Source organism: Georgfuchsia toluolica (assembly GCF_907163265.1).
Lineage (GTDB): Bacteria > Pseudomonadota > Gammaproteobacteria > Burkholderiales > Rhodocyclaceae > Georgfuchsia > Georgfuchsia toluolica.
The window spans coordinates 753462-767827 of sequence record NZ_CAJQUM010000001.1 but is presented as its reverse complement, the minus strand read 5'-3'; the positions used below and the strand labels follow the sequence as shown (position 1 = coordinate 767827).

General features: G+C 56.3%; 12 protein-coding genes. 7 read left to right on the top strand and 5 right to left on the bottom strand.

The features are described from left to right. Window positions 1–5 precede the first annotated feature (5 nt). Window positions 6–776, top strand: coding sequence for a TatD family hydrolase (locus tag K5E80_RS03590; protein ID WP_220637213.1), 771 nt, complete (start codon window positions 6–8; stop codon window positions 774–776). Between the two features lie 41 nt (window positions 777–817). Here K5E80_RS03590 and K5E80_RS03585 read toward each other — a convergent pair whose 3' ends face one another. The 5 genes from K5E80_RS03585 to K5E80_RS03565 all read right to left on the bottom strand — a co-directional run bounded on the left by K5E80_RS03585 (window position 818) and on the right by K5E80_RS03565 (window position 7418). Next, window positions 818–2332 (bottom strand): adenylate/guanylate cyclase domain-containing protein, encoded by a 1515-nt coding sequence (locus K5E80_RS03585; protein ID WP_220634873.1) that lies wholly within the window; start codon window positions 2330–2332, stop codon window positions 818–820. Window positions 2333–2477: 145 nt separating this feature from the next. Then, window positions 2478–3800 (bottom strand): tyrosine-type recombinase/integrase, encoded by a 1323-nt coding sequence (locus tag K5E80_RS03580; RefSeq protein ID WP_246590849.1) that lies wholly within the window; start codon window positions 3798–3800, stop codon window positions 2478–2480. A 302-nt stretch (window positions 3801–4102) separates the two neighbouring features. Then, complete coding sequence (locus K5E80_RS03575; RefSeq protein WP_220634872.1) at window positions 4103–6406, bottom strand: bifunctional salicylyl-CoA 5-hydroxylase/oxidoreductase; 2304 nt, start codon at window positions 6404–6406, stop codon at window positions 4103–4105. Between the two features lie 63 nt (window positions 6407–6469). After that, window positions 6470–6928 carry an acyl-CoA thioesterase gene (locus tag K5E80_RS03570; protein WP_220634871.1) on the bottom strand — a complete coding sequence of 153 codons (459 nt, stop codon included), beginning with the start codon at window positions 6926–6928 and terminating at the stop codon, window positions 6470–6472. A 91-nt stretch (window positions 6929–7019) separates the two neighbouring features. Beyond that, entirely contained in the window at window positions 7020–7418 is a 399-nt protein-coding gene (locus tag K5E80_RS03565) for a RidA family protein (protein WP_220634870.1), read from the bottom strand. Between the two features lie 375 nt (window positions 7419–7793). Here K5E80_RS03565 and K5E80_RS03560 point away from each other — a divergent pair, with 375 nt between their 5' ends. From K5E80_RS03560 to K5E80_RS03535, 6 genes are read left to right on the top strand one after another with little or no spacing between them, the layout of a single operon-like run. Beyond that, a complete protein-coding gene (locus tag K5E80_RS03560) occupies window positions 7794–8177 on the top strand; it encodes a Clp protease/crotonase-like domain-containing protein (RefSeq protein WP_220634869.1) in 384 nt (127 codons plus the stop codon). Window positions 8178–8232: 55 nt separating this feature from the next. Next, window positions 8233–8673, top strand: a complete 441-nt coding sequence (locus K5E80_RS03555) for a VOC family protein (protein WP_220634868.1) — start codon at window positions 8233–8235, stop codon at window positions 8671–8673. Window positions 8674–8711: 38 nt separating this feature from the next. Beyond that, complete coding sequence (locus K5E80_RS03550; RefSeq protein WP_220634867.1) at window positions 8712–9260, top strand: 4Fe-4S dicluster domain-containing protein; 549 nt, start codon at window positions 8712–8714, stop codon at window positions 9258–9260. Window positions 9261–9278: 18 nt separating this feature from the next. Beyond that, on the top strand, window positions 9279–10433 hold the full coding sequence (locus K5E80_RS03545) for a (Fe-S)-binding protein (protein WP_220634866.1): 1155 nt from the start codon (window positions 9279–9281) through the stop codon (window positions 10431–10433). Window positions 10434–10447: 14 nt separating this feature from the next. Next, window positions 10448–13534 carry a CoB--CoM heterodisulfide reductase iron-sulfur subunit A family protein gene (locus K5E80_RS03540; protein ID WP_220634865.1) on the top strand — a complete coding sequence of 1029 codons (3087 nt, stop codon included), beginning with the start codon at window positions 10448–10450 and terminating at the stop codon, window positions 13532–13534. 40 nt (window positions 13535–13574) lie between these two features. Further along, window positions 13575–14345, top strand: a complete 771-nt coding sequence (locus tag K5E80_RS03535; protein WP_220634864.1) for a hydrogenase iron-sulfur subunit — start codon at window positions 13575–13577, stop codon at window positions 14343–14345. Window positions 14346–14366: the final 21 nt, after the last annotated feature.

Sequence of the window (14366 nt, the reverse complement as noted above, 5' to 3'; positions counted from 1 at the left end):
ATGCCCTGCTAGTCGACTCGCACTGCCACCTTGATTTCCCGGACTATGCCAACGAACAGCCCCGGTTGTTGGCAGCCATGGCAGAAAACGGCGTGGGTTGGGCGCTTTGCGCCGGCGTAACTCTGGAACGTTTCCCAGCCATGCTGGCCATGGTCGAAGCGCACGACAATCTGTTTGCCGGTGTCGGTGTTCATCCCGATCACCAGGAAGGGTGCGATCCAACGGTCAATGAACTGCTATCGCTGGCGACGCATCCCAAAGTTGTCGCCATCGGCGAGACCGGGCTCGATTATTACCGACTGACCGGCGATCTAGAATGGCAGCGTGACCGCTTTCGTCGCCATATCCACGCCGCCAAGGATTGCGGCAAGCCATTGATTATTCATACCAGATCATCGACAGAAGACACGATCAAGATATTGCGGGAGGAGGGGGCGGACAGCGTCGGCGGGGTGTTCCACTGCTTTACCGAATCGGCCAAAGTAGCGCAACAAGCACTTGATCTCGGCTTCTACATTTCCTTTTCCGGCATTGTCACGTTCAAGAATGCTGTCGCATTAAAGGAAATGGCTCGTGTTATTCCACTGGATAGATTGCTGGTCGAGACCGACTCGCCTTATCTTGCCCCGGTACCGCATCGGGGCAAACGGAATGAGCCGGCCTATGTGCGACATGTGGCAGAGGAAATCGCCAAATTACGGGAAATTGAGTATTCCGCACTTGCCCAAGCGACGACAAGAAATTTTTTTGGACTGTTCAAAGACGCGCATACTTAATCGCGGTGTTGTTGCGCCGGATTACGGACACCTAAAGTCCGCTAGGCGCTGATCTCGACGACTTCGGTAATCGGCAGGGTGGCGATATCACGCAACTTTTCGCTGTACACACCATCCCGTTCCAACAATGAAGACAACTGCGAAAAACTCGATGCCACGAACAGGTTCTGACCGCCAGGCGCTTGGCGGGTAACGCCATAACGCAGGCGTGTTCGTTCAGCGGCCGGCAGTTTGCTGATCAGGCTTTTGGTAGCCCACACGGCGCCGTGGCGCGCAAAATCGGATATCCGCGCCGCCTGATTGATGGAGTCGCCCAGCACGACAAACTCGACGCTGGTCGGAGTCTGAAAAGTGCCAAGCCACTCCTGGCCTTCTGTAATGCCGGTATTCAGGTACAACTCGTTCAACCAGTTCTTGCGCAACTGCCAAGACTTGCTCAGGCGTTGCATCTCCTGCCGTATTTCCTGGGCACAGCAAAGGGCATTCATGAGGTAATTACTCTCTGGCTGAGGGAAGAAGTAGTACAGCATGCCGTCCCCGACATGCTTGCCGCAAGTGGCGTGGTATTTACGGAAAATTGTGCCCATCGTTGCCCAGATTTCGTTGATCAACTCGAAATATTCTTCGGGCGGCAGTTCAGAGCATATCTTTACCGAGTTTTGCAGGTCGGCCACCAACACGGCCAGCGAAGTCAGCACCGGGAGACGCTGGCGGAGCAGATTGCGGATCATCTCGTCGCGGTGGGAAAGCAGCTCCAGCAGCGACTCCTGTGCTCTGGAATCGCTGGCGTAGACAACGAAAATTCCTTCGCGGAAAAAACAGGCGTAGGCCTTGTAGTTGCGGTTCTGGTTTTTGAAATACACACGGGATTCCGACACCGGACGGTCAGAGAGCGGCTGAACTTCATTAAAGCGCTTTTCCAGACAGCCCCAGTCATGGGCCGACAACAAACCTTGGCAACTTGCCCGAAAGCCATCTGCCGAGATACGTCCCTTGGCCAGCGAGAGATGCAGGTTGATTACGTCCCCTGCTTCGTCAAGCAGGCTCTTGCTCGCCATCAGACTGAAGATGTTCCGCTCCTCGATTAAGGCAGGCAACTGTTGCAAACCGCCAAACAATTCCGCTTTGCCGCTCTCGTTGATCCATACCAGCTCAAAGTTGTAGTTGATCATGTAGGCGGGGTGGTGAATTTCGTCCAGAGTGACGCGCAGACCGGACGATGGCAGTGGAACAACTTCCGCTGGTGATGTCGGTGGATTCACCGTTGGGGTGGCAGACTGGGCACCGCCATTCCTCATTCGGGAAACGATTTCGGTCATATTCACTCCCTCTTGCTTGAGTTGCTGTACCTGGCGTATGCGCTCGATAGCGTCATCCGGAAAGTAGCCGAGCTGCCTGGGTCCTTCTGGTTGGCCAGGATTGGTGACAATCGGTTTGGACAGTATTCCAAGATTAATGTAATTATTTAATGTTGCCCTTGAAATACCTGTTTTATCTATTACTTCTTTGCTTGATAGCATGGCTACCTGCTCTATTATTTGAACACAATAAAACAATAAATTAGACAGTACAAAGCTAATTTAGACAATATAAATTGGGCTGTCAAGAAGTATTTACACAGTCCAAATCAAGGACACGAGAATGCAGCGCAGGGTTGCCTGAGGTCAGGTCACCTGTCCGTGCAATTTCTGGCAAAGCTTTTTACTTGCCTGATTCCTTTTCCCAAGGCAAATGTTGTTTCTGCGCTTCGTCATGCCAGTGCTCTTCTTCTTCATGTATATAGCGCTGCGTCGTCCGGGCGTCACTATGGCGCGCATCCTTCTGGACGTAGCGCTCGTTGATGCCGCTGTCGATCTTGGCGGTAATACCGGTATGGCGTCCCCAATGGGCTGAGGCTGCGCGAAGCTTTTCCTTCTTGTAATCGGACTCTGGTGGCAACAGTTCGGCGGCGGCAAAGAAGATGCGCTTCAGAATCTGGTTCAGGCGCCGTGCCGTGATCGGACTGCGATCCTTGAGCGACACCAGGATCGGCGTGATATCCGTTCGCTTAGGAACCGCCGTCAAGCCGAGGAATTTCCGGTACCGCATCAGGGCCTGCACCATGTCGTCGGCGATTGGAACTTTCGCTTTTTTTCCTCCCTTGCCGACGACATGCCACCACCAGCGACCGCGTTCTTCGCGAAAACTGTTCATGCGGTGGGATTCCAGTTCCCCGGCACGAGGCGCCAGCATATACAGCACCGCGCCGATGAAGCGGGCCCGTTCATATTCGGCGCATTCCTGATCATTGGAACGGGGCATGTTTTCAATTGCTTTAGTAACCGCAGCCCACATTTCCTCGTCAAGAAAGCGTTCGACCTTCTCGGTTTCATCTGTCGTCGAAACCGCTAAAGGTGATCCGGCGGCTTCAATGGCCGTTTTGCGCCGGCGTTGTCGGATCAGGCCGAGGGGGTTGCCGGCAAGATATCCAGCGTCGGTCAGGTAGCGCATCAGGGAATTGATTGCAGCCATGGCGGTAAGAACCGCGCTCTCGCTCAATGGGCCAACAAATGGGTGCCAAGCCTCTGACGCCCGCTCAATCCTTGGGCCACACCACAGCCGCGATGGCTGCGGGTCGACCAGAAAATTTAGATAGCCCTCGAAGTCTTGCCGATTCAAGCTTGAGAGTGGTTTCCCGCATTCGATCAGAGCCCACAACAAAAGACGCTCGGTTTCACGCTGATAAATCCGCAATGTGCCGGGCGATCGGTCATATTCGGCAAGAAAACATCGGATCGCCTCGACATCATTGTCAGCTTGGATCTGTAGACGGGCTTTGTCGGCGCGGTTTTCACCCTGGTGGCCGTCAAGTTCAGCGGGAACGTGAATGCAATCCAGTGGCCTGATTGGCACGACCGTTTTCAGATTAAGGGACGCTGAAGATTTGGCAGGCGATGGGATTTGAGTTTTCATAGTGCGCCACAAAATTCTTGGGCCAATAAAAATTCCAACCATGTGTTTAATAGCATCGACGTTTAAAAACACATTTAGTGCATCCTATGCGTTATTGATACAGGGGTAGGACATAAGATAAGCAGTAATTTATGAACTATTGTTGAGATTGGAGGCTGTTTTTGTACTGAATAAGAGCTTTTGCAAAGTTGCGCAGAGGTTCGCTCGGTTAGTTGGACAGGATTTCGGATTTCTTGAGTGGAGTCCCTGCTGGTTACGGTTATCACGGTGCCGCCGACCGCTCCCTGTGGTTCGCGGACGTTAATGCGACAAGGCCATGTCGCGTCCGCCATCGGTCACCAGCGCATGCCGTTCAGCCACGTGAGCGCCGCTCATCACGCATTCAGCGCGAGTTGCGCCGCGCGTTCCAGATTGCGTTCGAGTTGAGTCTTGCCGCCTTGATACTGCTTTGGCCAGAGAATGTCCTTGAAACCTTGCTCGGCAGCGGCATGCAGCGTCCAGGTCGGATCGGCGAGATGCGGACGCGCCAGTGCGCAAAGATCGGCACGGCCAGCGGCGATAATCGTATTGACATGGTCGGCCTCGAAAATATTTCCGACGGCAATCGTCGGCACATGAAGTTCGTTGCGAATCTGATCGGAAAACGGCACCTGGAACATGCGGCCATAGACGGGGGATTCTTCCTTGCTGACCTGACCCGACGAGACATGGATAATGTCGGCGCCGGCGTCCTTGAACAGCCTGGCGACATCCACCGAATCATCCGGAGTCACACCGCCGGCCACCCAGTCGTGGGCTGAAATGCGCACCGACATGGGTTTTTGCTTGGGCCAGACCGCGCGCATTGCACGGAACACTTCCAGTGGATAGCGGCAGCGATTTTCCAGACTGCCGCCATACTCATCCTGGCGCTGATTGGTCAGCGGTGAAATAAAGGACGACATCAAGTAGCCGTGGGCGGCATGAAACTCGATGATGTCGAAGTTGGCTTTGATGGCACGGTGCGTAGCGGCGATGAAATCCGCCTTGACGTGATCCATGTCGGCCCGATCCATCGGTTTTGGCACCTGCGAGGTTCCAGGGATATATGGCAGTGGCGATGGTGCTAACAACGGCCATCCACCGGATTGCAGTGGAATGTCGATGGCATCCCAAGCCAGGCGGGTCGATCCCTTGCGTCCTGCATGACCGATTTGCAGCGAAACTTTGCTATCGCCATTGGCGTGAATGTAATCGACGATGCGTTTCCATGCCAGTTCTTGCTCGTCATTCCAGATGCCGGTACATCCAGGCGTAATGCGCGCGTAGGGTGATACGCAGGTCATCTCGGTCACGATCAATGCCGCACCGCCCATGCCACGACTGCCGTAATGGACCAGATGAAAATCCGTCGGCACACCTTCCTCGGCTGAATACATGCACATCGGCGACATCACCACGCGATTGGCAAGCGTCAGTCCGCGCAACTTGAAGGGTGTGAACATCGGCGGGACCGGTTCGGTCCCGGCAGACGTTGACACACCACAGCGAGCAGCGAACCATCGGTCGAAATCGTCGGTGTATGTCTTGTCACGCAACTTCTGATTGGCATGGCCGACGCGCTGGCTGCCTGTGAGCACGGCGAAGGCAAACTGGTCCGGCTCCATACCGACGTAACGCTCGACATTCTCAAACCAGGTCATCCGATTGCGCGCGGCGCTTTGCAACTTGAGCGCCTCAATCTCGCGCTCGGACTGATAGCGGGCAAGTCGTGCCGGTATGTCACCTTCGGTGCTGTTCAGCACCTTGACCAGCGCCGCCGCGTCTTCCATCGCCAGCTTGGTGCCAGAACCAATGGTGAAGTGCGCCGTGTGAGCCGCATCGCCGAGCAATACGATGTTGTCTTTAAACCAACGTTCGCACAGAACGCGATTGAATTTCAGCCAGACGGCCGATCCGCGAAGATGACGAGCATTGGAAATCAAGCGATTGCCATCGAGCATGTCGGCAAACAGTTCCTCGCAAAAGGCGATCGACTGATCAGGCTCCATCTTGTCGATGCCGGCCTTGAGCCAGGTTTCTTCTGGAGTTTCGACAATGAAAGTCGCCCACTCCTCGTTGAACTGGTAGGCATGCAGGTTGAACCAGCCCCAAGGGGTTTCCTTGAACGCAAAGGTGAAGGCATCCAGCTTCTTTTTGGTACCGAGCCAGATGAATCGACACTTGCGCACGTCAATGCGCGGATTGAAATGGCTTTCGTACTTGGTTCGCGTGATCGAATTGACACCGTCGGAGCCGATAACCAGGTCGTAATCCTGTGCATAGTCGTCCGGATCCTTGAATTCGGTCGCGAATTTCAGGTTCACGCCGAGATCTTTTGCACGGGCCTGAAATATCTGCAGAAGTTTCAGTCGCCCGATGCCACAGAAACCGTGGCCGCCGGAGACGATCCGTCGATCCTTGAAGAAGACGTCGCAGTTGTCCCAATGATGGAAGTTGCGTTCTATTTCATCGACCACTTTCTGATCATTTTGGCGAAAGCCGTCCATGGTCTTGTCGGAAAAAACGATTCCCCAGCCAAAGGTGCTATCCGGTTGATTGCGTTCGATCACGGTGATGTCACAGGCCGGATTGGCCTTTTTCATCAGTATCGAAAAATACAGGCCCGCGGGGCCGCCACCAAGACAAACGATACGCATAGTGTTTCTCCATTGGGATGGGGTTGGTTACGGTTTTGCCCAATGTTCGGGCTTTAGACTTTTTTATTCACACGTCTTCTCTTTAAAGCAACTGATGGCGGCGCGAATATCTTCCGGCCAGGGAATGGAGCGATGAGTTTGCAGTGATGTCGCCACCAGCAATTGATTCGTGCGCATGCGCACCGAACCGTCATGGCCATGGACTATGTGCTGCAATGACAAAGACGATGTGCCGAGCTTCACAGGCGACATTCGGAATTCGAGCTTGTCACCAAAAAAAGAAGGTGCGACAAACGTTGTATCGATTTGCACTGTCGGTATTCCCATACGGCGTTCCAGAATTAGTGAGGTCAAGGGCTTCCCGATATGAGCCAACCAGTCTTCCACAGTGCGATTTATCATGATGAAGTAATTAGGAAAGAAAATAATTCCCGACGGATCGCAGTCCTCAAAATGCACTGAGTGGGTAGTAACGAACCTCGTGGTGTGGCAGTCATCGATTGCGTCAACGGTGGCGGTCATGACGAAAACCTCCAAGATAGGGGCACACTGCAATTTCTCGTGTTCATCATTTTGTGCGCTCGCGCGGCGGATTGGTCGGTCATCGCGAAACTCAGTCAGGAATGACGGCGGTGACTTCGATCTCGACTTTAGCCTCGTCCTCGACAAGATCGGCGATCTGGACGGCGCTCATCGCCGGATAGTTGCGGCCCATGACCACGCGATAGGCGGCTCCGATTTCCTTCAAGCGGGCGACATACTCCTTCTTGTTCCTGAGATACCAGGTCATGCGCACGATATGCTCGGGGCCGCCGTTGGCCGCGCCTACGACGGCCACACAGTTCATCAGGGCCTGTTTGATCTGCGCGACCAGATCATCCGTCTCGAACTTGCATTGCGCATTCCAGCCGATCTGGCCGCCGACGTAGATTTGCCGCCCCCGTGCCTCTACGCCGTTGGCATATCCTTTGGGGGGGATCCAGTCCTCAGGCTGCAGGGTCTTGTAGCTCATCGTTGCGTCTCCTCTATCTGGGTGGCTTATATGGTTTTGCTGAGTACCATGGTGCCTATCTTGTTAAGTGGTACCAGCAAACAACAACCATATGAATAGTATATGCCTGAACATTCTACATTTTAAAAGTAATTTTTTGGTTTGGATGTTGGTGTAACGCAATTCCCTCTCAAAGCAGTTTTTCATTCGCTGGTCACGGCACACAGACCGCCCACCTCACGCAATGACCATCCACCAATTTGCTGTCTGCCCCGGCATTTTGTTGTTGACAGCTTAAATGTTGACCATATAATATTTACTACTTTAAACATTTCATACTGTAAATATCACCAAGACGACTTGACCCGCAACGCCCCTATTTAAAGAGAAGTCAACTTGAGCACCCCGAACGCCCTGCGCGAATTGAAGAACCACGATCTGGTCGACGATATCGCCAAGCCCGGTGTGCGCTATGAGAAGCGTCTGACGCGTCTGCTAATGACATTTCCAGACTGCACCACCCAGACGCTGGAAGAACTGCGCAAGCCAAAGCTCGATGCCTGGAATCTCAACAAGGAAAATTCGCGTGCGTGGCTGGCGCTGAACATGATGACCGAGGCCCGCTCCGGTTTTATCGTCTTCAACGAGGGCACGAAGGAAGACCGGGAAATTGATTTCGTGCTGTTGTGCCAGAAGCTGGCGGCAGATCAGAGCTGGGTTGGCAGTCTTCATGACGAGATTCAGCTCGGTGCCAAGGCGCGCGGATGTGATTGTAGATGAGGAAGTCGATCAACCCTCGTAGTTCCACCCACCCATAACATAAAAGGATATGACAATGAAGGTCAACAAGCTCGATCACATTTGCATCGCTGTTCGTAATCTTGATGAGGCCCGCAAGATTTGGGAGCCAATGCTTGGCAAGACAGCCCCGGATGACGCGTATGTCGATGAACCGGAGAAGATCCGTGTAGCGCGCTATTGGCTGGGGGACGTCGGCTTCGAATTGATGGAGTCAACCACACCGGACGGCGACGTGGCGAAGTTCATCGAGAAGCGGGGCGAAGGGGTGATGTTGATCAGTGTCAACGTCGATAGCACCCGCGAAGCCGTCGACGAAATTAAGGCCATGGACTATCCAATGATCGGCGGCTTGCGGCAGTTTCGCGACTGCGAATTCGCATTTGTGCACCCGAAGAAAATGAACGGCGTGCTGCTCGAGGTCATCGACTACAAATGGCGCGAGCTTGAGGTATCGAAATCCTCCGGCAATCCCTGACACGACTCCAGGCTCCCATCCTTTAAAGGGATATAGCAATGGCCAAGATTAAGAAGATCCGCAAGTTCATCACAATCAACGCCAACAACTGCATCGGCTGTCGGGCGTGCGAACTTGCTTGTTCGGCTTTCCACGCCAGGCCGCGCTACAGCAGCTGCAATCCTAAGCGCGCACGGATCCAAATTGTCCGTGATCCGCTAAAGGATATCTATCTGCCCGTCTATGCTGGCGAATATACAGCGGCCGAATGCGCCGGCAAGAACAAGTACATCATCGATGGCAAGGAATACAGCAATTGCGACTTCTGCCGTGCATCGTGCCCGTCTCGCGACTTGTTCAAGGAACCCGACTCCGGTCTGCCCCTGAAGTGCGACATGTGCGAGGACATCCCCCCGTTGAAGATGCCGAAGTGCGTCGAGTGGTGCCCAAACGGAGCGTTAATCTATGAAGAGCGCGAGGAGGAAGTCGAAGAACAGCAACCGCAGCTTGGCGAGGTTGAAACCGGTATCGACGCGATGATCAACAAGTATGGTCTGGAGAAGGTGCTGGCAACAGTCGCCAAGGCGGCGAAGCTCCAGGATTCCTAACGGGACAGGTGCCAGAGCATGGAAACTGTAACGCCCCAGCAAGAAATCATCGACGTCATCAAGAATTACGGCGGCGGAGCCTTCCAGAACTGCTATCAATGCGGCATGTGCGATACGGTCTGCCCCTGGAACCGGGTGGGCAAGTTCAGCATGCGCAAGCTCGTACGGGAGGCGGCGCTTGGCCTGACCGAAATCGATAACGAGGACATCTGGCGCTGTACGACCTGCGGCAAATGTCCGCAAGTTTGTCCGCGCGACGTCCAGCAGATCGAGTCCGGCATCGCTCTGCGCCGAGTTGCCACCGAGTTCAACGTCTTCGCAGGCGCGGCCGCGCCGATTCCAGGTGTGGCGGCGAACCTTCGGGCCGAGGGCAATCCTTTTGGCGAGGAACGCGACAAGCGCGCCGACTGGGCCAAAGACCTTAATGTCAAGCGCTTCGCCGAGGGCATGGAAATTCTCTATTCGCCCGGCTGCTATCTTAGTTACGATCCGCGCGCCAAGAAGATCGCCACTGCAACGGTGCAGATCCTGCAAGCTGCCGGTGTCGATTTCGGCATACTCGGCAAGGAAGAAAGTTGCTGTGGCGAAAGCATCCGCAAGACCGGTGACGAGGCACTCTTCAAGAGCCTTGCGCGGCGCAACATCAACGAATTCATCAACAACGGCGTCAAAAAGATACTGGTCTCTTCGCCGCACTGCTATCACAGTTTCAAGAACGAGTACCCCGAGTTCAATGTGCACTTCGATGTCATGCACATCTCCGAATTCATTTTCCAGTTGATTCAGGAGGGGCGGCTCAAGTTGTCAAAACCCATCTCAAAGACGGTGACTTATCACGACCCATGCTATCTCGGACGTCATAACGGCGTTTTCGACCAGCCGCGCGAAGCGCTGAAGAGTGTACCTGGCCTCAAATTGAACGAGATGGCCGAGTCGCGCATGAACAGTATGTGCTGTGGTGGTGGTGGTGGCCGCATCTGGATGGAAACGCCCAAGAGCGAGCGCTTCTCCGATATCCGCCTGAAGCAAGCGGTGGAAATCGGCGCCGAGGTGATCGCCACCTGCTGCCCGTACTGCATCACCAATTTCGAAGACAGCCGACTCGGCCGGCCCGACGGTGGCGCCAGCATTGAGGTGAAAGACATCACCGAGATCATCCGCGACGCTCTTTAGGCAAGGAGACGAACATGGACATTCAACAAATGCTGAGGCAGCGCAGCCAGCGCCACGATGACAACTGCCTGGGCGACGTGCTGGTCCTGGGCGGCGGCATCAGCGGCATTCAGGCGGCGCTGGACATGGCCACCGCGGGCTTCAAGGTCTATCTGGTCGACAAGGCGCCGACCATCGGCGGCAAGATGGCGCAACTCGACAAGACCTACCCGACCATCGATTGCTCGATGTGCATCGAGTCGCCCAAGTTCATCGAGTGTGACCGTCACCCGAACATCGAGATCATGACCTATACGGAGGTCGATGCCCTCGAAGGGACGGCCGGCGATTTCACGGTCACCTTGCTCAAGAAGCCGCGTTATGTCATCGCCGACTCTTGTACCGGTTGCGGAGCTTGCACCGAATATTGCCCCGTCAAGGTGCCTGATCCGTTCAACGAGGACCAGTCGCTCAACAAGGCGGTGCACATCTATTTTTCGCAGGCCGTGCCTCTGGTCACCTACATCGACGATAGCTGTCTTTACCTCAAAAACAAGTCTTGCACGATTTGCCAGAACGTTTGCGAGAAGGGCGCCATCGATTTCAACCAGACGCAAGAGAAAGTAAAGCTCAAGGTTGGCGCGATTGTCTTGTCGCCTGGCTACGAGACCTTCGATCCGAAGATTCGCGGCGACTACGGCTATGGCACCATTGAGAACGTCGTCACCAGTCTCGACTTCGAACGCCTGCTCGCTGCCACCGGCCCACATGAGGGGCAAATACTGCGCCCCTCGGACAAGAAGCATCCGCACAAGGTAGCCTGGCTGCACTGCGTAGGCTCGCGCCAGGTCAATCCGGTCGGCGGCAACAGCTATTGTTCCGCCGTCTGCTGCGCCTACACGCAAAAGCAGGTGATCCTGGCCAAGGATCACGTTCCCGATCTGGAAGCTCGCGTCTTCCACAACGACATCCGCGCCTACAGTAAGGATTTCGAGCGCTTCTACCAGCGCGCCGAGCGACTGCCCGGAGTCCAGTTTATTCGCAGCTACGTCTCGGTGGGTGGCGAAGATCCAGTCACCAAGAACGTCACCATTCGCTACGCGACCGACGACGGCGTGAAGGAAGAGGAGTTCGAACTGGTGGTGCTCTCGGTGGGCATCAACCCACCCAAGGATGCGCAGAAATTCGCGCGGATTTTCGGCATCGAGCTGAATGCCCACGGTTTCTGCAAGACCGACCCTTTCAACCCGCTGCAGACCAGTCGCCCCGGTATATTCACCAGCGGCGCCTTTATGGGGCCGATGGACATTCCCGAGGCGGTCTACACCGCCAGTGCCGCCAGCGCACAGATGGGGCAACTGCTGAAATCGCAGCGCGGCCGCCTGTCGACGGAACGGGTCTACCCTGCCGAGCGCGATACCACCCAGGAAGAACCCAAGGTCGGCGTCTTCGTCTGCCGCTGCGGCGCCAACATCGGCCGCGTGGTCGATGTGCCGGGCGTCGTCGATTATGCCAAGGGGCTGGAGAACGTAGTGCACGTCGAGGAAAGCCTGTTTGCCTGCGCCACCAACACCGCCAAGGCGATCTCCGACACCATCCGCGACAAGGGCCTGAACCGGGTGGTGATCGCCGCCTGTACGCCGAAATCACATGAGCCGCTGTTCCGCGACACGCTGCGTGAAGCAGGCGTCAACCAGTACTACTTCGACATGGCCAACATCCGCGAGCACTGCTCGTGGGTGCACTCCAAGGAGCCGGAGGCTGCAACGGCGAAGGCCAAGGACATTGTGCGCATGTCGGTGGCGCGGGCCGGGGTGCTCCAACCGCTGGGTGAGTACCAGTTGCCGATCGACAAGGTCGCCCTGGTGATTGGCGGCGGCGTAGCGGGCATGACCAGCGCCCTGACCCTGGCCAATCAGGGGCACGAAACCTATCTGCTGGAGAAGTCCTCCGAGCTGGGTGGCATTGCGCGACGTCTGCACTACACGGTCGAGGGCATGGCGGTACAGCCATTTCTCGCCGATCTGAAGGAGAAGGTCTACAAGCACCGGGACATCCACGTGATCACCGATGCCGAAATCATGGCGGTCGACGGCTACGTCGGCAATTTCGAGACCACGGTCAAGGCCAAGCACCGGATGCGCAACATCAAGCACGGCATCGCCATCATCGCCGTCGGTGCGCAAGAGTTGAAGCCGATCGAGTACCTGTACGGCAAGAATGAGCGCGTGATCACCCAGCTCGAACTGGAAGAGAAAATCGGCGCGCAGGACGAGAGTCTGAACAGCGTTGAACGCCTCGTCATGATCCAATGCGTCGGCTGTCGCCAGGAAGACCGCAACTACTGTGCGCGCGTCTGCTGCAGCGGCGCCATGAAGAACGCGCTGAAGATGCGGGCGTTGAGGCCGAAGGCCGAGATCTACGTGCTCTTCCGCGACATGCGCACCTATGGTTTCAAGGAAGACTATTACCGTGAGGCCGCCAACAAGGGCGTTCAATTCATCCGCTACCAGCCAGACGACAAACCCACGGTCGAGGCCATCCAGGAAGGCGGACGCGACTACATCCGTGTCACGGCCACCGATCTCGTGCTCGGCAAGAAACTGCAGATCGATGTCGACAAGCTGGTACTTTCCGCTGCGGTCATTCCCCCGGCAGACGCAAAGGATATCGCCCGTTACTTCAAGGTGCCGCTATCGCCGGACGGTTTCTTCCAGGAAGCGCACGTCAAGTTGCGGCCAGTGGATTTTGCCGCCGAGGGCGTGTACCTCTGCGGCACGGCGCACTACCCGAAGCATCTGTCGGAGACCATCAGCCAGGCGTATGCCGCGGCCGGGCGGGCTCTCACCATGTTGTCCAAAGACACCGTTGTCGCCTCGGGCGCGGTCACCTCGGTGAGCACGACCGACTGCATCTCCTGCGGCGCCTGCCTCTCGGTGTGCACCTACGGTGCCATCGACTTCGAGGAAACGCCGCGCGGCAAGAAGGCGGTGGTCAATGCGGTGCTGTGCAAGGGCGATGGGCTATGCGTGGCGAAGTGTCCGACCGCGGCCATCAGCCTCTCGCACTACACCAACGACGAAGTGTGCAACCAGATCGACGCCGCGCTGGAACTGGTCTGAGGCGCGCCGACATGACAACGCAACTGATAAGGGACTGAGTATGGCTGCCCCCTCCGATTTCAAACCGATCATTGTCGGCTTTCTCTGCAACTGGTGCTGCTACGGCGGCGCGGATCTGTGCGGCGTCTCGCGCTTCCAGTATCCGCCCTACCTGCGCGTGATCCGGCTGATGTGCTCGGGCCGCGTCGACCTCGAGTTCATCTTCCGCGCCTTCGCCAAGAAGGCCGACGGCGTGTTCATTGGCGGCTGCCATCTTGGCGACTGCCACTACAACCCCGAAGGCAACTACGACGCGCTGGGCAACAGCATGGTCGCCAAGCGCATCCTCGAAAACGTCGGCGTCAATCCCGACCGGCTGCGGCTGGAATGGGTATCTGCCGGAGAAGGTATCCGTTTCGCCGAAATCATGAACGAGTTCGGCGCCAAGATCAAAGCCCTCGGACTCTTTGGTTACTCCGAAGGCCGCGACGTCGCCGACCTGCAGGACGGCCTCGAAGCGGCCACGCAGATGGTGCCCTACATCAAGCTGGTCGAGCGCGAACGCTTCCGCGTGCCGAAGCGGACGGAAGACGGCTACCGCGAATTCTTCGCGCGCGAGGACTACAACGTCCTGTTCAAGGACCTGGTGCTGGACAAGCTGGCCATGAGCCGCATCATGGGTGCTTTGCGCCAGGGCCTGGCATCGACCGAGGAAGTGGCGCAGAAGCTGGGCCTGGAGCCGGCCGAGGTCGCCCGCCACATGCACCTGCTGTCGCAGCAGGGCGTGGTCAAGATCGACGGCAGCCACGTGCGGGCCGCGATCGCCGCCTGAAGCGAATCACTCATACGGGAT